The following is a 20,937-nucleotide window of genomic DNA, read 5'->3' as shown; positions in this document are numbered from 1 at the left end:
GGCGCGCGGCCGTCAGCCACCGTTGCCCCACCACGCGCCCTGGCTTGCCCGGCCACGACGCCGATACGGCCGGTGCGTCCCCACGGATCGCTCTGTGCCCCGCAGCCGGGGCGTCGCCCAATGGACCAAGCGGACTCGACAACCCCATTCAGCCCGAACCCCGTTTCGACACGCTGGAGAGCTGAGCCGTGCCGTCACCATCGAGTAGGACCTCGCAGCGTCCCCACCAGGCACGGCCCAGCGGCGCGCCCCCGGAGCCAATGCCCGTGATCCTCCAGGCCGACGCCCGTGCTCTCCCTCTTGCCGATGACAGTGTCGACCTCGTCGTCACGAGTCCTCCGTACTACATGCAGCGCTCCTACACCGATGGCGGCCGACACTACGATGGCCAGATCGGCGTCGAACCCACCGTCACCGCCTACCTCGACGCGTTGCTTCACGCGACCCGCGAATGCATCCGCGTGCTCAAACCAACCGGATCAATCTGGATCAACCTCGGCGACAAATACGCCACTCGCGGCTCCTCGACGCGGGCGGCCAGACGCGATGGCCTCAACGACAACGACCACACCAGACACCGGCCAGGTATGAACCGCGGGGGCGTCCCGGAGAAGTCGCTGCTGGGACTTCCCTGGCGCTACGCCATCCGCTGCGTGGACGAGCTGGGCTTGACGCTGCGTGCCGAAGTGATCTGGTCGAAGCCGAACGGGCTGCCTGAGTCGGTGACCGACCGGGTGCGCCGCTCGCACGAGCAGTGGTTCCACTTCACCCTCACGCCCCGCTACTACTCGGCGGTGGACGACATCCGTGAGCTGTACAACGGCGATCGGGCACTCTCGCGCCGGATCAAACACCCAGGATCGGGCAAGCACGAGCAACGCGCCGCCTGGACCAAACAACACTCACGTGGCCGGATACCCGGCTCGGTGTGGGAGGTCCCCACGCAGCCACTGACCGTGCCCGCCGACCTCGAGGTGGACCACTTCGCCGCCTTTCCCATGGAACTTCCCCGCCGATTGATACGGGGCTGGTCACCGCGCGAAGTCTGCGCCAGATGCGGCGCAGGCCGGGGCCCCCGTGTCGCCGCGCAGGGGATCGGTGACCGTCAGCCGGCCGTGCTCGGCGCGAGACGGGGAGAGGACCTCCACCCGGATACATCCGGAATCGAGAACCGGCGGCATCGCACTGCGCGACACCCCGGCAGCGCCCGGTGTGCCTGTCCGGATGCGACCGCACCCACGACTCCTGGCGTCGTGCTCGATCCCTTTGGCGGTACCGGAACAACCGCGCTGGTCGCTGCCATGCTCGGCCGCACCGGAGTCTCCGTCGACGCTTCTGCCGACTACTGCCGACTGGCCGAATGGCGCGCCCGCGATCCTCGACAGCGAGCCAAGGCCGCAGCGCACAGAAGCCCCCACACCACCTCCGGCCCGCATCCACCCGACGTCGCCGGCGCGCAACGGCGCCCTCCTCACCACCCGCGGCGAGAGCCATGAGATCGCCCGAGTGGACTCGTCGTCGACAGCTTCCTGGTCGGTTCACGGCTACAGCGCCAACGTCGGCGCGACCGAGGTGCGGCGACGACAACTTCGCCACGACCCAAGGCGCATAATCCACAGCCCGTCGCCGTCCATCCACGACATCGGTGGCTGGCCGATCGGCCGCGTCGCGAGCGCTACGAACGCCGAAGGAAACCCATGCGAGCCAGTTCTTCCTCCACCGCTCTCTGTGTCCACTCGATCAATTCGACCTTGACGCCACCCGCGGCCGACCCAGCACCGAGGAGGACGAATCCGACGGCTGCTCCCCGTCCTCCTGCCGTAGCGGCCCGAAGCTGCCGTCCCCGAGAGCTAGACCGCGCTGCCCGAAGGCTGCGCTCGTAACCCGGAAAGAATTCCTCATGAGCCTCGCCGAACGACATGACCGTGACGACATGCCTCCAGCACGGCACCCATCCGTCGAGGGAGGATCCTCGGCCGAACCGTTGCTGTTCACACCGAAGGAGGCAGCCGCGAGGTTGAAGATCAAGGAGTCATGGCTGCGCAGACGAGCCGGTGAACGCAGGGTTCTCTGTACCTTCCTCGGCAAGCATCTTCGCTTCTCCGAGGCCGATCTTGCCGGCATCGTCCGCAACGGAGCGACGGCACGGCCGCCGCAGCGCGGCACCGGCCGACGACGCCGCGCAACGCCGAGGCCCCCGTATAACCGCTCACCGGATTAGCGGCGCCACCGCCTGAATCCGCGTTGAGTATTGAGGTATTTCAGAGGCTCTCTTGACCACAGGCTGGCCCTCTGTCGCAGGGTGAGCGTTCATGGTGACCACCCCTACCTGACCCCCTCACCACTGCAAAGGAGTTCACCATGGCCTGGACCGAAGCGTGCGACAACGGCACCTTCCGAGTCCGCTTCCGGCGCAATGACGGCACCATCGGATCCATCCCGGACTTCACCGATGAAGAGTCCGCCGGCACCTACATCGCCGACATGAAAACCGACCAGAGACGCAACGTCTGGGTCGATCCCACCACACAGCAGACGCTGCTCGGTACGTTCGCCGAACCCGGCTGGATCGACTCACTCGACGTCGACCAGCGCACCGAAGAAAACTATCGCAGCTTCCTCAAAGTGCACATCATGCCCAAATGGAAAAACTATCCCTTGCCCGAAATAACCAACCTCAAAGCGAGGGTGTGGAAGAAAGAACTACATGCTCTGGGCCTTGCGCCCAGCACCGTTGATAGCATCATGAAATGCTTCTCGATGCTGCTGTCCGACGCTGCTGACGAAAATCTGCTCCCGGCCAACCCGATCCGCAAGCCTCGTCGCGGCCGCCGCCAGCGTCCGCAACGTCGCGTGCGCCAGATTTGGAGCGAGTCGGACGATGTGCTGGCCATCGCCGACCAAGCGGCGTTGGTCTACGGCCCTGGGGCGGCCTTGCTCATCGTTACCGCAGCGTGGACTGGCCTGCGCTGGGGCGAACTGACGGGCCTCGACAGGATCAACGTCCACCTGTTCGACGACGACACCGGGAAGATCGTCATCGATCCCGACTTCGGCTGCCTGCACGAACCATGCAAAGGGGCAATGTTCCTCGGACCGCCGAAAACCAACTCGTCCGTGCGGGAGGTCTCCCTTCCCCCGTTCCTCGTCCGCCTTCTGCGCGCCCACCTGGCGACCCACGCTCACCGCCACGTATTCGTCACACCCGATGGCGCACTCCACCGGCGAAGCAACTTCGCCCGCCGCGCCTTCCGGCTCGCAGCCGACGGCAACACCCACATCCTCGACGCTCCGATCAGGCTACGTGCCGTCAAACCCGGGCTGAAGTTCCACGGGCTCCGACACAGCCACAAGACCTGGATGATCTCCGACGGCATCCCCGAGATCGCCCAGGCCCTCCGGCTCGGGCACGAACTCAAAGACAAGGTTCAACAGACCTACTCCCACGTCGCAAGGGCTGTCGAGGAGCGACTCCTCGATCTCCTGCAGGCCCGTTGGGAGAAGGCAGTCGCGGGTAGCGCGACGCCCGCCGAGCAGTCGACATGGCGATGTGCGGCGTAGCCCCTCGGCGCTTGGTGTCGAGTGAAGTTCTTTAGGACAGTTGGAGGAACGAGGCGCGGACGGTTGAGCAGAAGATCGCGATGCTGCGAGAGCTGTTCGCCGACGCGCCGGAGGTGGGCAGGACGGCGCTGGAGAACGTGCTCAGCAGGCCGGCGTCGGACGCGTCTCGGAAGCCGCCAGGTCCCGCACCACTGAGGGAGCGCGGTGTGCTAGCTGTATTGCCTCGAGAGGTTGCGAACGGTCCGACACGTAGTCGGATGATCTAGTAATCGGGGTCGGTGCTGGTGAACACCAGCACCTGGACCGTGTCGTCGGCCTCGGTTTCCTGGATGAGGGACACCAGATCGCGAACCAGGTCGGGCCCGAGGAGGTTCATGGGCGGGGCCGCGATCCCGGCGAACAGAACGGCGTTTTCCTGGCGGACGGTGAGGGTCTCGAGAATCACCGGGCTTCCTCGGCTGGGGCGGCCCGGCCTCCCGCGCGTCGCGCATCAGGGCCCCGCGGTGACCAGTGACCAGCTCGATCAGCCGCCGCGACGCCGCCGGCGCCTGCACCGGCGTGACCTTCGCGGTGCCGGCCAGTTCCCGCTCCCCCAGCCTGCGCCCGGGATTGTCCGGCTCGGCCCCGGCCACGAGGACCGCGTGCGCCCGCCGGTGGAAGTACGTCTCGCGCAGCACCATCAGCTCCCGCTCGTCCCCCTTCTGCACGATCGCGTCCACGTCGTGTCCAGCGGTCAGGTGCCCGGCCGCCGTCCGCTCGATGTCCATCCGTCAAGCCTGACGCTCACACGCTTGGCCACAAAATTGGACTCCACCGCCACCTTCAAAGACCACCGCGACGACCGGGAAGGGCGAGGCGCGCGCGGCGATCGCCCCGCTCCCCGCGCAGCGGTGGGAGGGACAGCGGGCCCAGTACAGCGCCCTGGTGGGCGTCTCGCCCTCGGCGGGCGAGGCGCTGGAGAGCAGCTGCACGCCGCGCTCGGCGAGCTGGAACCGCTGCTCGCCTCCGGTGACGGGCCGGTCCGGATGACCGACAAAGGCGGGAATCGTCGTCTCCCAAGCTCTCGGCGATGGCCGTGCCCGACGCCGTTGAGCGGCTGCACCTGCAGCTGGTGGACCTGCTGCCACGGCCGCAGCTGACCGAGCTGCTCATCGAGGCCGACCGACGGGCCGCGTGGTCGGCGCGGTCGAAGGGAGAGACACCGAGTCCGACGAGACCGGCCGCCCATTACCGGTGGTGGTCGCGTACTGGACGTCCACCGCCGTTCACGCGGGGTGGACGTCTGGGTCGGCTTGGCGGGATTGGTGGAAATCTCCAGGGCGGCTCGAGGACGATGTCGGGCGGGTACTGGCGGGAAACCATCGAGTCCCCAGCGGCCGAATGGTCGAGGTGCCGGTCGAGCTGCGTCATGCCGGGGAAGGCTGAGCACCGCGCGGGTTTCCGGCCACTGCCTTCGCGTCTGGAAGGTCGAGGCGAGGCGGAGGAAGGCCCCCGGCCGACGGGATCGGACGGGGGCCTTCCGGTAATCGATCAGCTATCAGCCGTCGTTGTCGGCCGAGGGGAGGTAGGAACCCGGGACATCGTTGGGTGCGTAGACCTTCTTCTCACCCGGGTAGGGCTGCTCCCACCCGTGTGCTTCGTACCAGTCGAAGTGGTTCATCTGGGCCGGGTTGGCGGAGTCCGGCACGGCGTTCGGGCCGGTGAGGTGCTGCTGGGACTTCCAGGTGTCCCACTGGGCCGCGACCTGCTGCTTGTCCGCGGGCACCACGGTCGACGGCACGGGCGCGGCCGCCGGGTTCGCGGGCGCCGGCACGTCGGCGCCGCATGAGGGCAGCGTCTTCACACCGGCGGTCAGCGAGGTCCGGTTGGGGACCGCGGTGAACGGCGTGAAGTCGGGCTTCGGGGTGAAGGCCTGACGCATCGGCGACGCTGCGCTGTCCTTCTGGTTCATCGGCTGGATCCCGAGGATCTGCTCGATGGTCCGGATCATCGTGATCTGCGAGTAATAGTGGTTGTCCACCACGGCGTGCTGCGCATACGGGCTGATGATCTGGATCGGCGCGCGGTGGCCGTCGACGTGGTCCGAGCCGGCCTGGGAGTCGTCCTCGACCACGAAGATCGCGGAGTCCTTCCAGTACGGGCTGTGCGAGATCGTGTCGACGATCCTGCCCACGGCGAGGTCGTTGTCGGCGACCTGCGCCGGGCCGCTGGCCGGGCCACCGGTGTGGTCGTTGGAGAGCCAGAACATGTTCAGGTTCGCGGGACCGTTCTTCTGGAAGTCCTGCTGCCAGACCTGCTCCTTGTAGACGTCGGGCACGCTGGTGTCGAACTTCGGGAAGCCGGGCACCGACACCTGGTTCAGCGACGGGATCGCCGAGCCGACCTTGATCGGGTAGGCGCTGGGCTCACCGGTCGCGGCCATGTTCTTGGCGTCGCAGTAGTAGTTCTGCCACGTCCCGCCGGCCGGCTTGGTTTCCAGCGACTGGAACTCGCCGTAGTCCTTGACGGACTGGCCGGCGGCCTGCGCGCCGGTCCAGATGAAGCCGGACTTCTGGTGGCCGAGCACGTCGTCCTCGGTGTCGTAGCTGCGCTCGTACTCACCGGCTGAGGACTCGGTGTACTCGGGGTTGTCGGCCTGCATGAGCCAGTTGTGGCCCTCGGCGGAGTTGGTGCCGATGTCGTAGGTGTTGTCATACAGCCCGAACTGCTCGGCCAGCGCGTGCTGGTTCGGCGTCACGTTCTGGCCGTAGGTGGTGAAGGAGGGGTCGCCATTGCCCTGGGGCAGGTCGCCGTAGACCTGGTCGTAGGTCCGGTTCTCCTTGACGATCAGGAAGACGTGCTTGATCGACGAGGGGTCGCCGAGCTTGACCGGGACCGGCATCGGGGGTGTGTTGCCGGTGCCGTTAGCCGTGGCGACCGAGTTGCCGCGCCAGCCGTTCTGGGTGAACACCGTGCCGGTCTCACCCTTGATCACGTCGTCGCCGGGCAGCGTGAAGTGCGTGAGGCTGGACGTGGTGTCGTGGGTGCCGTGCGCCGGGCCGGCGGAGCGGCGGGCGTCGACGCCGCGGGTGTTGGACACCACGACCTGGTCGCCGACGGTGGTGATCTCGGCCGGGAAGTAGTCCGTCGGCAGCAGGCCGACGTAGCTGACCGGCTCCTGCGCGCTCGTGTACTTGTAGACCGCGACGGCGTTCGCGCGGCCCAGCGTCACCAGCAGGTGACCGTCGCCGGTCAGGGTGACCGCGTCCGGCTCGTAGCCCACCGAGGCCTCGGGCCACGGCTGCGTGGCGATGGTCTGCACGACCTTGTCCTTGGCCGAGTCGATCACCGACACGTCGTCGCTCGCCGTGTTCGTGACGAACACGGCGCCGTTCTTGGCGTACACCGCGCTCGGGTGCAGCCCGACGTCGATGCTCCCCGGCGCCGCGGCCGCGTTCGCGAGGTCGATGACGCTGACCGTGCCACTCGTGGAGGCACCGGTGTCCGGGTTGGCCGGCACCTGGGTGCCGTAGGAGTTGATCGTGATGTCACCGGGCTGCGCCAGTCGCCCGCCCTCATTGCTCACATAGAGCTTCGAGCCGACCTGCACCATGCCACGGGGCGCGATGCCCACGTTCCAGGTCTGCTTGATCGTCCCGGTCGCCGTGTCGATCGCGGCCACCCGGTTCTGGCCGTTGACTGCGACGTAGGCCGTGGTCCCGTCCGCGGAGAAGACCAGGCCCGAGGGCAGCGCCTTCTTCGACCCGTTCGCGGCGATCGCGATGAAGCTCGGCGCGCCGACGGTGCCGTCGGCGTTCACCGGGAAGCGGTCGATGCCGTTGAGCTGCGGCATCCACAGCGACGTGCCGTCCGGGCTGTAGAACGGCCCTTCCTGCCCGACGTTGTTGTTGTTGATCACCAGGTTGGCAGACTTGTCCGTGCCGATCGTCTGCTGCACTGTCCAGCTCTTCAGATCCACGATCGTCAGCGCGATGCCGCCGTCCGTGGTCAGCGCCGCGAGGTGGGCACCGTCCGGGCTGGTAGTGGACGACATGATCTTGCCCTTGGGCACGAGCATCCGGTCGCCGTAGGGGGCCAGGTACTGGTCAGCGGACACGACCTGACCGTTGTCGGTTGTCTCGCCCACCTGGTCGGTGCCGAACAGCTCGGTCTGGGCGAAACCGATCCCCGTTCCGGTGGCGACGAGGCCGATCGCGGACAGTCCGGCCGTGGCCATGCTGACCCATCGGCCGCCGCGGCGGCCGAGAAGCGCAGGCTTCTCGGCACGTCGTCTGAGGCGCGTTACCTGCATTGTCTGGTCGTCCCTTTCGTGGCGGGGAGTGTTCACAAAGGACAAACGCCGAAGACGCCCGGGCGGAAGAACACCCGGATGCGGTCAACACACGCGCTTGCCCTCTCCTTTGCTCGGAGGTGAAGGAGACGCACAGACGCTAATTTCCGCCGGCCGACAACGCCGATACCGGGGATGGCCATCCCGTGAACGCATGGTTTCCACAGGCGCGATTCCGCCGGACGTCGCCAGATTTCTCCCGAATAACCCGAAAAGCGCAAAGTAATCCGACGGCAAACGGACAGTTCACTCGCGCTAACCTGAATTGTGCCACACCCAACATGGCATCGCCGTAAATTCACACCCGCTCGCCGACACGGCCGCCGACGACAAGATCCACACCTCCCACCAATAACACGAGCGATGTTGCGGAGACTCTTCCCCTTGCTTCTACGCAAAGACAGTTCCTGTGGACGAACACCCTGCGCCCCGAGGACGTGCCCGCGGAGTCCGGCTTCGTGGTGTTCGCAAGTTCGGTGCGGCGGCATCGTGATCAGAGACCACCCCCAGCGGTGCGGTGCTGCGCAGCGAGAACGTCGCCGCAACCGACCTCGGATGGGACCAGGCCAAGAACACCACTGTGGCCTGGGGCCAGGCCGTGCGCAGAATGTGGCTGCTGATCACCCAGCCCGGCGTCACCGCCGTCGACGAGCATCCGCTGCCGCGCACCATCCGCCGGCGGGCCGAACGCGAGGGCTATAACCCCCACGCCGTGCGAGTCGTACGGTTCCGCGACCGCGCCGACGCCCCGCAGCGCGGGCACCACACCGAACGCGGCTACCGGGTGCGACCACCAGTCGAGCCCCGAGCACGTCACAACCTGGAAGGAGCACGTTTTCGCGATGCCCTGGCCGCCGTTCGCCGCGAGCACCGCCTTGCCGACACGGGGCAGATCGGCATTGACCGCCGAAGCGGTCACGACTGCTGTGGAGTAGTACTGGAACACTAGTACGGCGTGCTCTGCCAGCAGTTGGGATTGGTCCTGGGTGCGTGTCGCGTCCGGAGCCGTCGCGTCTGTTCGCCATATACACCGAACGCCGAAGGCCCGCGCGTGCACAACGGCCCGGGGCGATCCCGCTGGGCGAGCCACCCGGACGACGCGCCCGAGGCGTAGCGGTCCAAGGTCAAGAAGCAGCGTGAGCGCAGCGAGGGCGAGCGTGCCGGGGTGGCGTACGTGGGCTACGACGAGGACAGGACGACATCGAGGATGGCTGAGAGCGCGGCCAAGTCGGTGATGACACCGCAGGGCAACATCGGTTCCGGTGTCCCTTCTGGATGGTCCTTAGTGGAGCAGAATGCCGAGCGCTCCGGCGGCGGCGACGATGTAGGGTTCGCCGATTTTGAAGCGCCACAACAGTCCGAGGGTGACGAGGGCGATGGCGGCGGTGGGCCAGTCGGTGACGGCTTGGCGGGTGAGGACGACGACGGCACCGGAGAGGGCGCCGGCCGCGGCGGCGGTGGCCCCCGATACGAACGCTTTGACCTGGTTGTTGTCGCGGTGGCGCAGGAACCAGGGGCCAGGGACGATGACGCCGAGGTAGATCGGGATGAAGATCGCGACGGTGGCGATGATCGCGCCGGGCAGGCCGGCAACGATGTAGCCGATGAACCCGGCGGTGATCACGACCGGGCCGGGGGTGATCAGGCCCATCGCGACCGCGTCGAGGAACTGGCCTTGGGTGAGCCAGTGGTGCTGGTCGACGACTCCCTCGCGCAGGAGCGGGACGATGGCCAGCCCGGAACCGAACACGATCGCCCCGGTCTTGAGGAAGAACAGGCCCAGTGACAGCAATGTCCCACCGCCGAGCGCGGCGCCCAGCGCGCCGGAGGGCAGCGCGAACGGGATGAACCGCGACGGGCGTTCATCACTCGCGGGCGGCGGTACGCCGTCGTCGCCCCGTCGTCGGCGCGGCCGGTGCAGGCGGGGGCGGGCGTCGAGCAGGATCATCAGCAGCCCGGCGCCGATGATGACCAGAATCGGTTCGGAGCCGGTGATCGCGGTGAGCGCGAAGACGGCGACGCTGATGGCCCACAGGCGCCAGTCGCGGCGGTCGGTGAGGCGCACGAGTTTGACCGCGGCGATGGTGATGATGGCCATAACCGCGGGTGCGATGCCGTAGAACAGCGCCTGCACCACGGGTGGGCCCCGAGTAGTGGGAGTACAGCGCGCCGACGGCGACTACGAGCACGAAAGAGGGGGCGATGAAGGCCAGTGCGACGGCGAGCGCGCCGAGGCTGCCGCGGCGCAGGTAGCCGACCCACATGGCGACCTGGGCGGCCAGCGGGCCGGGCATGGTCTTGGCCGAGCGCGACGCCGTCGAGGAAGTCCTGGCGGTCGATCCAGGCGCGGCGTTCGACGAGGTCGCGTTGCATGTAGCCGACGGTGGCGATCGGGCCGCCGAACCCGATGGTGCCCAGTCGCAGGAAATACCCCCAGCACGCGCCGCAGGCGCACCGGGTCCGTCTGGCCGTCTGCGGGTGTCGGCGTCGCATCGCTCATCTGCCGACTGTAACCATGGTTGCACTTGTAGGGCGAGGGTGGTGTCGCTGGTTTCAGATGGTGATCACGTTGACGGCCAGGGAGGCGAGAACGGCCAGCGCGCGGGCCTGGCCGTAGCGGCGGACATCGGCGGGTGGGCGCAGGTCGGCGTAGACGGTGAGGAACAGGTAGGTCGCGACGGGGGCGAGCCAGTCGTTGGCGGAAAACCCGGGCAGTCCGTCGCTGTTGAGTGCGGGCATGTTCGCGGAGATCCGCCAGAGGAACACGGATCCTGCGGCGAGCACGCCGACGGCCGCCACGTCGAGCCAGGCCGGGCGGGGCAGCCGCCACGCTGCTGCGGCGTAGGCGAGGACGCCGGTGATCGCCGCGGTGAGGGCGATGTGGGCGGCGCTGAAGATTTCTGCTGTCATGCGGGCCTCACGGTGTTGGGGGGAGCGGGACGAGGCGGTGGGCGTGGTCGAACAGGGCGTGTTCGGCCAGTCGGGCGACGGCCAGGGCGGCGAGCGCGGTGGCGGCGAGCAGCATGTACATCACGACGATCTGGTAGCGGATCGCGGTGAGGGGGTCGACTCCGGCCAGGATCAGCCCGGTCATGGCGCCGGGCAGGGTGATCAGTCCGACCACCTTGGTGGAGTCGATCGCCGGCAGCAGTGCGGTGCGCAGCGCTGAGCGCTGGTGGGGCAGGAAGGCCTCGCGGGCGGGCAGCCCGAGGCAGAGCCGGGCCTCGATCGCCGGCCGGGCCGCGTGGGCGTCTTCGCGCAGCCGGCGCAGGGTAACGCCGGCGGCTTGCATGGCGCCGGAGACGATCATGCCGCCGACCGGGACCACGACGCGGGCCTCGGTGGAGATCACGCCGAGCGCGAGCAGCGCGCCGAGGGTGACCACGCTGCCGGCGGCGACTCCGGCGGTGGCCGCCGTGCGGGCGCGGGGCAGGCCGGCGCCGCGGTGCCCGGCGACCTGCCCGGCGACCAGGATCATGATCGTGACCCAGGCGAACGCGCCGGGCAGCCCGGTGCGGGCGAAGATCACCAGCAGCAGCGCGCCGACCGCGACCAGCTGCACTCCGGCGCGCAGCGAGGCGATGACCAGCTCGCGGGTCAGGTGCAGCCGTTGCCGGTAGGCCACCGCGGCGGCGAGGGCGACCAGCAGCAGCGAGGCGACCACGCCCGTCCAGCTCGGTACGGAGACCCCGGTCATCACCCGGCCTCCAGATACTCGATCTCCTCAGGGCGGCCGTGGGCGACCAGGCGCCCGTGGTCGAGGACCAGCACAGTCTCGGCGATACCGCGCACCACGGCGAGGTCGTGGCTGACCAGCACCACCGTCCCACCCGCGGCGATGTGGCCGCGGGCGGCCTCGACGATCACGCCGCTGCTCACCCCGTCCAGTGCCGAGGTCGGCTCGTCGAGCAGCAGCACCTCGGGCTCGACGGCCAACGCCCGCGCCAGGCACACCCGCTGTGCTTCGCCGCCGGAGAGCGCGCTCGTGCGGCGCTGCGCGAAGCCGGCGGGCAACCCGACCTGCGCCAGCAGGTCCCGAATGGCGTTGTCACTGAGCTCGGGGCGGCCGACGCGCAGGTCGTCGGCGACGAGGTCGGTGAGCAGCACCGGCCGTTGGGCGACCAGCCCGACCCGGCGCCGCAGCGCGAGCACATCGAGCTCGGTGAGCGCGACACCCTCGAGCAGGATCTGGCCGGTGCTGGGGTCCTCCAGCCGGTTGAGCAGCCGCAGCAGGGTGGATTTGCCGGCCCCGCTGGCGCCGACCACGGCCGTGCACGCTCCTGCGGGGAGTCGGGCGTTGATCGTGTCGAGGAGCCGGGCCCGGCCGCGGATCACGGTGACCTGGTCGAGGAGAAAGCCGCGGGGCGTACTCATCCGGATACCGTGATCGGGGAGAGCGCGGCGGGCAAGGTGAGAGTCACGCTGCCGCCGCCGTCGGGATGGTTGGCGGCTGTGGCGTGGCCGCCGTTACGGCGGGCCAGGGCGGCGACGATGGCCAGGCCCAGGCCGGTGCCGCCGCTGGTGCGGGCGTCATCGGCGCGGGTGAACCGGTCGAAGGCGTGGGGCAGGAAGGCGGGGTCGAAGCCGCGGCCGTGGTCACCGACCTCGACGGTCACCGCGTCCTCCGGTCGGCTGGTGGAGGCGGGCTGGACCGTGATCGTGATCGGTGCGCGGCCGTGCTGTGCGGCGTTGTCGATCAGGTTGGCGACCGCGCGGTCGAGGTCATCGGGGTCAGCGCGGACCGCGAGCCCCTGCGCACAGTTCACGATCACCACGTCCTCGCCGAGGGTCGCGCGGTAGCGGGCGAGCAGCGATTCCAGCACCGGGCGCACCTCGTGGGCTTCGGCGTGCCGGCGCGGGGTGCCGGTGTGCTCGGTGCGGGCCAGCAGCAGGAGGTCCTGGGCCAGACGGGACAGGCGCCCGGTTTCCTCCAAGGCCGAGCCCAGCGCGGCGGTCAGCTCCCGCGTGCTGCGGGGTCGGCGCAGCGCGAGTTCGAGTTCGGTGGTCAGCAGGCTCAGCGGGGTCCGCAGCTCGTGGCTGGCGTCGGCGACGAACTGCCGCTCGCGGCGCAGGGCCGTGTGCAGCCGGTCGAGCAGGTCGTTGAACGTGGTCCCCAGGCGGGAGATCTCGTCCCGGGTGGCCGGCACGGGCAGACGCGGCTCCGCGGCGTCGGCGGTGATCGTGGCGGCGCGGGCCCGCATCCGCTCCACTGGACGCAACGCGGCGGCTGCCAGCAGATACGCCCCGGCCGCGGCGGCCAGCAGCACGAGCGGGAACCCGATCAGCAGTTCCTGGCGCAGATCCGCGACCGCGGCGTCCCGGTCGGACAGGGTCACCGCGACCACGGCGATCCGGCTGCCGTCACTGGTCGGGGCGGCGCCGATACGCACCGGCGCGTCCAGCGTCCCGGCCACGACGTGATCCACCAGCAATGGGCCGTTCCGGGCCGACGTCAGCTCCGTCGCGGTGAGCAGCGGCCGGTCCGGGACCTCTGGGGAGGCGGCGACGAGGTGGCCGGTCGGGTCGAGGACCTGTTCGCCGGTGTCGCGGCTGACTCCGGACAGCACCGGCCTTGCGGTGGCGGCGGTCGGCTGCAGGTCGTGCAGCCGGTAGGTCAGCGCCTCGGTGATCGAGGCGTCCAGCGAGGATCGGGTGTGGGCCACGGTCGCGAACCCGACACTGAGCAGCACCAGCGCCATCAGCACGGTGAACGCCGCGGTCAGCCGGATCCGCGCCGGCCAGCGCCGTGGGTTCATGGTCGTGGGTCCGCTCGTCCGCCATCGGTGCGCAGCCGATAGCCCGCTCCGCGCACGGTCTCCAGCGACACCACCCCGAAGGCGCGGTCGATCTTCTCCCGCAACCCGCGCAGGTGGACCTCGACGACGTTGGACCGCGACTCGTAGGCGAGGTCCCAGCACCGCTCCAGCAGCACCTCCCGGGTGAGCACCGTGCCGGGGTGGCGCAGGAACGCTTCCAGGAGCGCGAATTCCTTGGCCGTCACCCGGACCTCGGTATCGCCGCGGAAGCAGCGACGCCCGGCCAGGTCGACCCGCAGGTCCCCCACGGCCAGCTCCGGCGGCCGCAGCGCCGGGCCGCGGCGCCCGAGCGCGCGCAGCCGGGCGAACAACTCGGCCAGGTGAAACGGTTTGGCCAGGTAGTCGTCCGCGCCGCCGTCGAGGCCGTGAATCCGATCGGCCACCGCGGCGCGCGCGGTGAGCATCAGCACCGGCACCCACACCGCGTCGCGGCGCAACCGCCGGCAAACCTCGAATCCCGAGTATCCGGGCAGCATCACATCCAGCACCACCACGTCGTACTGGCGCCCGGCCGCAGCCGCGAACCCGCCGGGCCCGTCGGCCGCCACGTCGACCATGTAGCCCTCCTCGGCCAGGCCCCGGCGCAACAGCCCGGCCATCTTCGGCTCGTCCTCCACTACCAGCACCCGCATCCGCCCATCACCTCCGCTTCGGCGCCCCTCCCGGGCAGGGTCGCACCCCCGGCGGGTGACCACCGCGTCGTCTTCATCGCGGCTTCATCTGCACCCACTACGCATGACCTATGCAACCACGGTTGCACACGATCGAAGAAGGGGTAGAGCGATGAATCGCAGGACGAAGATCGGGATCGGTGTCGCCGCCGGAGTGCTCGTGCTCAGTGGTGGCGCGGTCGGTATCGCCTCCGCGGTCGGCGGCGACGAGGTCACCGGTACAGCGGCCGACCAGGCCCAGGCCGCCGCGGTCCGAACGGTCCCGGGTGGCACGGCCGGTGCGGTTGAGGCACAGAACGAGGGGGGCCACGCCGCCTACGGCGTGCTCGTCACCAAACCCGACCACAGCACTGTCGAGGTCTTCCTCGACCAGGGCTTCCACGTCCTGGGCACGGGATTCCCCGACCGCGACGGTGACGGCGACGAGGGCTGACCCGCGCCCCGCCAACGGACACCACCTGAGGAGGACAACGACATGCCGTTCATCACCGCTGGTGCGGCCCGCCGCGCGGTCGCGCCGCTGACAGCGATGCTGCTGCTCGCGCTCGCTGCCTGCGGCAGCGCCACGACAGCCACTACGGCAGCTGCTCCCGACGCCGAGATCGACAGCGACGCTAGCCACGGGCATAACCAGCCGATTCCCACCACCGAGGCGGACTGGAAACCCGTCACCGACACCCTGGGCCGGACCGGGACGTTCGGCGACAACAACACCGTCTACCGGATTCCGCTGCCGCGCACCGATCTGCACGTCACCTCCTACGGCGTCGCGATCAAACCCGGCCTGTCCCTCGGTGGCTATGCCGCGTTCGCCAAATACCGCGACGGCGTCGTGCTCATGGGCGACCTGGTCGTCACCGAGACGGAGCTGCCGAAGGTCACCGATGCCCTGCAGGCGCACGGGATCGAGCAGACCGCACTGCATAAACACCTGCTGCAGCAGGACCCGCCGGTCTGGTGGACCCACGTCGATGCCATCAGCGGCAATCCCACTGTGCTCGCCCAAGGCATCAAGGCCGCGCTGGACGCCACCGCGATCCCGCCGGCCGCCGCACCCTCCGGTCCGCAGCCGCCGGTCCATCTGGACACGGCCGGTATCGACAAGGCGTTGGGGCGCAAGGGAACCGCGGACGGCGGGATCGACAAGTTCACCATCGCCCGCGCCGAGACCCTCACCGACGACGGCCACGTCCTGCCGCCGACGTTCGGCGTGACCACCGGCATCAACTTCCAACCCGTCGGCGGCGGCAAGGCCGCGATCAACGGCGACTTCGTGATGACCGCACCCGAGGTGCAGAAGGTGATCCAGGCGCTGCGCAAGGGCGGCATCGACCTGGTCGAGGTGCACAACCACAGCTTCACCGAGCAACCCCGGCCGTTCTACATGCACTTCTGGGCCGTCGACGACGGCGTCACCCTTGCCAAGGCACTCCGCCCAGCGCTGGACGCCACCAACCTGCGCCCGGCTACCTGACCGAAGTGGACGGTCGATCCCGCGCTACCCGACGGGCGCTTGCTCCAGGAGCGCGGGACGGCCGTCCGCCCCGGCGGGCACCGGGTAGAAGCTGTGATGTGTGGCCGGGTCGACCGCGACCACGTGCGCGCCATCGGCTAGATGACCCGCCCCGGCCACGTCCAATGTCCGGCCGTGCAGGTCCAGGACGGTGACCGGGCCGCTCTCCGCGGCCACGTACAGCCGACGGGCGGCCTGGTCGTAGGCCAGCACATCCGGATCCTCGCCCACCGGCGCGGTTCCGGTCACCTGCCAGCCGGTCAGGTCCACCGTCAGCAGGGTCGCGTTGCCGTCGCACGCCACGAACCCCAGCCGGTCCGTGGTGTCCAGGGCGAGGCCGTGGTCGTGGTCGCAGCCCGGCAGCGGCACTCGCTTCTCGACGGCGAGGCTCGCCGGGTCGATCACGGCGAGGTCGTCGCGGCCCTGCACGTCCACCAGCATGCGGTCGTTCGCCGGGTCGTAGACGACGTTGCCGACCTCGCCGCCCAACATCACCGTGCCGCGCACCGCCCCGCTCGCGGCGTCGATCACCGTCTCCGACCCACCGGACTCGTTCGTCGTCCAGATCGCACCCCGCCGCGGGTCATACGCCAGCCCGTCGGGATACTCACCCGTCGCCGCCTGAGCCACCACGGCGCCGGTGTCCTCGTCCAGGGCGACCATCCGGTTCGCGCCGGTCGCGGTCGCGAACACCCGGTGCAGCGCGGGCACCACCAGCACCCCATGCACCTGGGACAGGTTCGGAATCGTGCGCACCACCCGGTGGGCGTGGATGTCGACTTCGATGACCTCGCCGGCGCCCAGATGCGCCACGAACAGCAGACCGCGCTCGGCGTCCAGGCTCGCGTAGTCAAACCGCGAGTCGTCGCCCGGTAACGCCACCTCGCCGGCCGCCCGCAACGGCAGCGGCGCCGACGAGGGCAGCCCACCGCCGCCGCGCAGGACCACCACGAGCACCACGACCAGCGCCACCACCACGGCACCCGCAGCCACCAGCAGCCACCGAGACCGCGCGGCCAGCCTCATCGCACTCGCCTCTCCCGCCTAACGTCACCAGATCCGACGCAACCAAGGTTACAGTGCATAGGATGGTGCCCTCGTATGCGGCGAAAAGGGGTGGTCGGGGTGGCCCGAGCGTCTGGACCGGGTATGCCCGGTGAGTGGGTGCTGCTGTCCTACCGGATCCCGCGCGAACCCTCCACACCCCGCATCACGATCTGGCGCAAGCTCAAACGGCTCGGCGTCGCCCAGATCTCCGACGGCCTCATCGCCCTCCCCGCCGACGCCCGCACCCGCGAACACCTGGACTGGATCGCCGACGAAATCCTCGACGCCGGCGGCAGCGCCTCCATCTGGATCGCCCACCCCGGCACCACCACCACCGAACGCGACTTGGCCACCGCCATGGCCACCGCCCGCGCCGCCGAATACGCGAAAGTCACCGCCGAAGCCACCGCCGCGGCCGCGTGTGACGAGCCCGCCCGGCTGTCATTGACCCGCCGGTTGCGCGCGGAATTGCGCCGCATCCACCGCCGCGACTACTTCCCACCCGTCGAACGCGACCAGGCCACCGCCGCCGTCGACGCCCTCGCCCAGCCCATCACCGAGCCGGAGGAGCAACCCTCGTGAAGTGGGCCACCCGCGCCAACATCCACATCGACCGCGCCGCCTGCGCCTGGCTCATCCGCCGCCACATCGACGCGGAAGCCGAGTTCGTCTTCGTCAGCGACCCAGCCGACGTGCCCGCCGACGCCACCCCGTTCGACATGCGCGGCGTCGAACTTGGCCACCACCAAGGCGACTGCAGTTTCGAAACCATCCTGCGCCACTACCACCTCGACGATCCTGTCCTCTGGCGCGTCGCCCAGATCATTCACGAAGCCGACCTCGACGACGAACGCTACGACGCACCCGAAGCCCCCGGCCTCGACGTCGTCCTGCGCGGGCTGTCCATGATCCGCACCGACGACGCGACCTCGCCATCACGGGCCCGGTGTTCGACGGCCTCTACGAATTCCACCGCCGCGCCACCCTCCTCGGCCGCGAACCCGCCTGACGGGCCCGGAACTGACGTGCCGGGAGCCTGGTCCGCGCGGCTACAACTCGCGGGGTTGTTCGACGTGCCGGTCATGACGTGGCGAGGTCGAGGGCGAATCGAACGCCGTTCCCCACGTCGAGGGCCGCTCAATCATGGGAAGCTGCGCCCGGTGGGCAGCGCGGAGGCGCCACCAGCTACTGCCTTCCACCCACTGCTCGGCACTCAGTTTGTCTGCCGGTTGGAGCGCCTCGTCGAAGAACTCGCGAGCGCGGTCGTACTCCTCACCCGTGGCCGTCAAGTGGGGCTGCAACTCGTCGGTAGTGAGCGGGGTAGACAGCTCGACGGCTCGTTCCAGATCGGCCATCTCCCTGATCCCGTCCCGGATCAGGGCCTGGACGTCGCGATTGTCGAGAAACACGCCGACCTCGAATGAGGTCCACGCCCACCGCGCTTCCCTCGCGCGCTCACGCACGGTGGCCAGTCGTTCCTCGGCCTGCTCGAATAGCCCCTCCGCGCCCTGCTGTTCGCTGTCGAGCCCGACGAAACGGTTAACCAGCAAACCGCCGACGATCGCAACCAGGCCAGCGCCGGCGCCAGTGATCGTGGACAGGACCACGGTGGGATCAGACACGCAATCCCGCCTCGAGTCGGTCCGTCTCTCGTGGACGCCGAGCCCGGCGAACGGTTCACGGCTTCGTGGTGCCGTCCTGGCACGCCGCGGCCGCTGCGCTCGCTCACGCGGTCCTTGCGGGTGGCAACGCTCGTCAAAAACGAACTCCGGCGTCACCTCGCCAATCACGGCGTCGCCGCCCGCGTACGTGCACCGTCGATGATGGTCCGGCCATGCGGTGATCGGGTCATGCGGTGATCGGGTGCCTGCCCCACGCGGCGCCGCAGCACGTCGTAGCGGTGGTGAAACCAGGCGCATCGTCCGAGATAGAGCACTCGCGATAGGGCACGAGGATGGTCGACGACGCCGAGATGTGCCAGCGTTCCGGGGACTGACTACCTCGTGGTGCCCGTAGCGTCGCTGCTGCACGCGCTGCAAGCGGCGATGGCCCACGAGGAGGAGGCCAACCGGCGCCTGCACCGCGACACCGGCGAGTAACGAGCGCGTGGTGGGCGGCGACCACCTGGTGTGAGTTCCCAGAGCCCGGTTCCGGACCGGCTGACGCGGCTGCTGGCCGCGTGGCGCCGCGACGTCGAGGCCGAGCCGCTCGCCCCGTCGCTGGCGATCGCGGTGATGCGCCGCCGCGCCACCGCCGGCCCGGCGGTGACCTGCACTGTTCCCGGTCGCCGCTACGGCGTTCGGGTTACGGTCGCCTCCAGCGCTGGGGGCGCACACGGGTCCGCGGAGTGCGGGGAGACCACGATGGCGGACAGTGGGCGAATCGTCCGGGACTACGGCGCAGCCTGGTGACGTTCACGCTCCGACGAGGTGGTCGTGCAGGTGAGCGGCCAGCCGGATCCGTAGTCCCCGCAGGTCCGCCAGGTCCAGCGTGAAGCTCGATACCGGCCGGTACCCGACAACCTCGGAGGGGAGCCCGCAGGGCCCGGTGACGTACACGAATCCGTCGTCGGGGTCGGTGTGGGGTTCGGACCACACCTGCGCCGCGCCACGCCCGGCGCTGCGGTAGGCCTGCCAGAACGCGGGCGTCTTCATGATCTCTTTGAGCGCGGAATTGAGCACGGGGACGTCGTGCGCGGGCACACCGAGGCCATGACCGTCCCAGGCGCGCGGCACGGTGTTGGCCGCCGTGTGGCCCACCTGCAGGGGCGTCCAGGTGAACCTCGCATCGGTTTCACCGACCTCGACCGTCCACCGCCGCAGCTCCCCGGTCACCACCACATGAAACATCCGCCCGCCGCCGTCCTTACCCGGAGAATCCGTCAATCGTAGCCGCGCTGCCATCGGAATCCGACCTTCAACAGCATCTGGGACGGGGCCGAGTCACGACTGCGTGTCCGCGTTTGCGTCGTCGCCACGACCGTAGGCCGCCCCCCGGCGTCACGGTGCTCGACATGCGCCGCGCGGTGTGGCGTTCACGGCATCTGCGCTGCTCGACGCCGTCGTCACGCGGGCTTTCACGCAGGGAGGCTGGGGCAGGCCTGCGGCGTGGGCCGCAGGCCTGTGACGCTGACGGGAGCGATGACCCTGCGGTGCGGGCTCAGCCGATGCCGGTGACCTGCAGGGCGGTGGTCCAGTTGTTCTTGATCGCCGTGCGGGCGGCGGACAGGGTGATGGTGCCGGCGCAGACGGCGTTCTTCAGCTTGGTTTCGGTGCCGTCCTTGGTGTGTGCGGTCTGGGTGCCGGCGTAGGGCTCGGGCCAGAGGTTGCCTGGGTCCTTGGGCGAGCCGCCGAGCTCGAGCGGGATCATGTGGTCTTCTTCGTAGTCGGCGAGGTTGGTGTCGCTGTAGCCGTAGTCGGCGATGCCCTGCACCTTGAGCGCGTTGGTGTAGGACGTGGACGGGCGCACGGTGGCGGTCCAGCCGGACACGCAGATGGTGCTGTGGATGGTGGACTGGGTGACCGCCGAGTAGTAGACGCCCGGGGTGCAGCCGGGGTCGGGCAGCGGCAGGTACGAGCGGGAGCAGGTCGCGGCCTCGGCCACGCCGCCGGTGATGATGATGCCGCCGCCGACGAGCGCGACAGCGGCCCAGACCGCGGTGACCGAGCGAACGAGGACACGCATGCGAAGCCTCCGAAAACGCCGTCCCCGGACCGGGTCGCCGGGGGCGTTGCCATCGCACCCCACCAGCGGGGATCGGAAAAGAACCACCGGCGTGAACACCGTGTGGCAGCACCCGGTCACCGGCACAAACTCCGTCGCTGTCAACAGCCGGACGGCGCACAACGACCGGCGCGAAACTCCCAGCGTGCGCAAACCGGGCCCCCGCGCGCAAGGCGGACTCACCCCGGGCGGGCACGGGTTCGGCGGTCGCGGGCCACGCCTTCGGGTTGAAGCCTCAGCCGCTCAAGGCCCACATTCACGCCGGCCCTCGCGGGC

Annotated in this window: 19 protein-coding genes and 2 pseudogenes; 8 read left to right on the top strand and 13 right to left on the bottom strand. The window is 69.5% G+C overall.

Annotated features, from left to right (window positions below; all coding sequences use genetic code 11):
• The first annotated feature begins 266 nt into the window (after positions 1 to 266).
• Together ACQPXB_RS08400 and ACQPXB_RS08395 are read left to right on the top strand one after the other, a co-directional pair.
• The gene (locus ACQPXB_RS08400; RefSeq protein ID WP_432850616.1) at positions 267 to 1,496 is read left to right on the top strand and encodes a DNA-methyltransferase; all 1,230 of its coding nucleotides are present in this window, start codon (positions 267 to 269) and stop codon (positions 1,494 to 1,496) included.
• Between the two features lie 865 nt (positions 1,497 to 2,361).
• The gene (locus ACQPXB_RS08395; protein WP_432850614.1) at positions 2,362 to 3,561 is read left to right on the top strand and encodes a tyrosine-type recombinase/integrase; all 1,200 of its coding nucleotides are present in this window, start codon (positions 2,362 to 2,364) and stop codon (positions 3,559 to 3,561) included.
• A gap of 262 nt (positions 3,562 to 3,823) precedes the next feature.
• Here the strand turns inward: ACQPXB_RS08395 and ACQPXB_RS08390 are convergent, their stop codons facing one another.
• Positions 3,824 to 4,006: a hypothetical protein gene (locus tag ACQPXB_RS08390; protein WP_432850612.1), complete on the bottom strand. Its 183-nt coding sequence runs from the start codon at positions 4,004 to 4,006 to the stop codon at positions 3,824 to 3,826.
• Positions 4,007 to 5,098: 1,092 nt separating this feature from the next.
• Positions 5,099 to 7,777 carry a bifunctional YncE family protein/alkaline phosphatase family protein gene (locus ACQPXB_RS08385; protein ID WP_432850610.1) on the bottom strand — a complete coding sequence of 893 codons (2,679 nt, stop codon included), beginning with the start codon at positions 7,775 to 7,777 and terminating at the stop codon, positions 5,099 to 5,101.
• Positions 7,778 to 8,408: 631 nt separating this feature from the next.
• Between ACQPXB_RS08385 and ACQPXB_RS08380 the strand changes: the two genes are divergently transcribed.
• Positions 8,409 to 8,840 carry a hypothetical protein gene (locus tag ACQPXB_RS08380; RefSeq protein ID WP_432850608.1) on the top strand — a complete coding sequence of 144 codons (432 nt, stop codon included), beginning with the start codon at positions 8,409 to 8,411 and terminating at the stop codon, positions 8,838 to 8,840.
• 333 nt (positions 8,841 to 9,173) lie between these two features.
• Here ACQPXB_RS08380 and chrA read toward each other — a convergent pair whose 3' ends face one another.
• The 8 genes and pseudogenes from chrA to ACQPXB_RS08340 form a co-directional block, all read right to left on the bottom strand.
• Positions 9,174 to 10,028, bottom strand: coding sequence for a chromate efflux transporter (gene chrA, locus ACQPXB_RS08375; protein WP_432850606.1), 855 nt, complete (start codon positions 10,026 to 10,028; stop codon positions 9,174 to 9,176).
• A gap of 25 nt (positions 10,029 to 10,053) precedes the next feature.
• Positions 10,054 to 10,185 (bottom strand): annotated as a pseudogene (locus tag ACQPXB_RS08370) (chromate transporter); the annotation flags it as partial.
• A gap of 22 nt (positions 10,186 to 10,207) precedes the next feature.
• Positions 10,208 to 10,384 (bottom strand): annotated as a pseudogene (locus ACQPXB_RS08365) (chromate transporter); the annotation flags it as partial.
• Between the two features lie 60 nt (positions 10,385 to 10,444).
• Entirely contained in the window at positions 10,445 to 10,801 is a 357-nt protein-coding gene (locus ACQPXB_RS08360; RefSeq protein ID WP_432850604.1) for a hypothetical protein, read from the bottom strand.
• 7 nt (positions 10,802 to 10,808) lie between these two features.
• Positions 10,809 to 11,588: an ABC transporter permease gene (locus tag ACQPXB_RS08355; RefSeq protein ID WP_432850602.1), complete on the bottom strand. Its 780-nt coding sequence runs from the start codon at positions 11,586 to 11,588 to the stop codon at positions 10,809 to 10,811.
• Positions 11,588 to 12,265, bottom strand: a complete 678-nt coding sequence (locus ACQPXB_RS08350) for an ABC transporter ATP-binding protein (RefSeq protein WP_432850600.1) — start codon at positions 12,263 to 12,265, stop codon at positions 11,588 to 11,590. Before ACQPXB_RS08350 ends, ACQPXB_RS08355 begins: the two co-directional genes overlap by 1 nt.
• A complete protein-coding gene (locus ACQPXB_RS08345; RefSeq protein WP_432850598.1) occupies positions 12,262 to 13,647 on the bottom strand; it encodes a sensor histidine kinase in 1,386 nt (461 codons plus the stop codon). The genes ACQPXB_RS08350 and ACQPXB_RS08345 overlap by 4 nt, the downstream gene beginning before the upstream one ends.
• Positions 13,644 to 14,339, bottom strand: a complete 696-nt coding sequence (locus tag ACQPXB_RS08340; RefSeq protein WP_432850596.1) for a response regulator transcription factor — start codon at positions 14,337 to 14,339, stop codon at positions 13,644 to 13,646. The genes ACQPXB_RS08345 and ACQPXB_RS08340 overlap by 4 nt, the downstream gene beginning before the upstream one ends.
• A 151-nt stretch (positions 14,340 to 14,490) precedes the next feature.
• Between ACQPXB_RS08340 and ACQPXB_RS08335 the strand changes: the two genes are divergently transcribed.
• Positions 14,491 to 14,811 (top strand): PepSY domain-containing protein, encoded by a 321-nt coding sequence (locus tag ACQPXB_RS08335; protein ID WP_432850594.1) that lies wholly within the window; start codon positions 14,491 to 14,493, stop codon positions 14,809 to 14,811.
• 42 nt (positions 14,812 to 14,853) lie between these two features.
• Entirely contained in the window at positions 14,854 to 15,852 is a 999-nt protein-coding gene (locus ACQPXB_RS08330) for a DUF1259 domain-containing protein (protein WP_432850592.1), read from the top strand.
• A 24-nt stretch (positions 15,853 to 15,876) separates the two neighbouring features.
• Here the strand turns inward: ACQPXB_RS08330 and ACQPXB_RS08325 are convergent, their stop codons facing one another.
• A complete protein-coding gene (locus tag ACQPXB_RS08325; RefSeq protein WP_432850590.1) occupies positions 15,877 to 16,917 on the bottom strand; it encodes a YncE family protein in 1,041 nt (346 codons plus the stop codon).
• Between the two features lie 123 nt (positions 16,918 to 17,040).
• Here ACQPXB_RS08325 and ACQPXB_RS08320 point away from each other — a divergent pair, with 123 nt between their 5' ends.
• The 3 genes from ACQPXB_RS08320 to ACQPXB_RS08310 all read left to right on the top strand — a co-directional run bounded on the left by ACQPXB_RS08320 (position 17,041) and on the right by ACQPXB_RS08310 (position 19,349).
• A complete protein-coding gene (locus ACQPXB_RS08320; RefSeq protein WP_432850588.1) occupies positions 17,041 to 17,520 on the top strand; it encodes a Chromate resistance protein ChrB in 480 nt (159 codons plus the stop codon).
• Complete coding sequence (locus tag ACQPXB_RS08315; RefSeq protein WP_432850586.1) at positions 17,517 to 18,362, top strand: chromate resistance protein ChrB domain-containing protein; 846 nt, start codon at positions 17,517 to 17,519, stop codon at positions 18,360 to 18,362. The genes ACQPXB_RS08320 and ACQPXB_RS08315 overlap by 4 nt, the downstream gene beginning before the upstream one ends.
• A gap of 705 nt (positions 18,363 to 19,067) precedes the next feature.
• The gene (locus ACQPXB_RS08310; protein ID WP_432850584.1) at positions 19,068 to 19,349 is read left to right on the top strand and encodes a hypothetical protein; all 282 of its coding nucleotides are present in this window, start codon (positions 19,068 to 19,070) and stop codon (positions 19,347 to 19,349) included.
• A 3-nt stretch (positions 19,350 to 19,352) separates the two neighbouring features.
• On the opposite strand, the gene ACQPXB_RS08305 is transcribed toward ACQPXB_RS08310, so the two are convergent.
• Both ACQPXB_RS08305 and ACQPXB_RS08300 read right to left on the bottom strand, forming a co-directional pair.
• Positions 19,353 to 19,772: a hypothetical protein gene (locus ACQPXB_RS08305; RefSeq protein WP_432850582.1), complete on the bottom strand. Its 420-nt coding sequence runs from the start codon at positions 19,770 to 19,772 to the stop codon at positions 19,353 to 19,355.
• A 325-nt stretch (positions 19,773 to 20,097) separates the two neighbouring features.
• On the bottom strand, positions 20,098 to 20,622 hold the full coding sequence (locus tag ACQPXB_RS08300) for a hypothetical protein (RefSeq protein ID WP_432850580.1): 525 nt from the start codon (positions 20,620 to 20,622) through the stop codon (positions 20,098 to 20,100).
• Positions 20,623 to 20,937 lie beyond the last annotated feature (315 nt).

Origin of the sequence: Amycolatopsis sp. CA-161197 (genome assembly GCF_050942255.1) — a bacterium.
GTDB lineage: Bacteria > Actinomycetota > Actinomycetes > Mycobacteriales > Pseudonocardiaceae > Amycolatopsis.
Note: the sequence above shows the minus strand (reverse complement) of the source record. Positions and strands in the feature narration are given on the sequence as shown.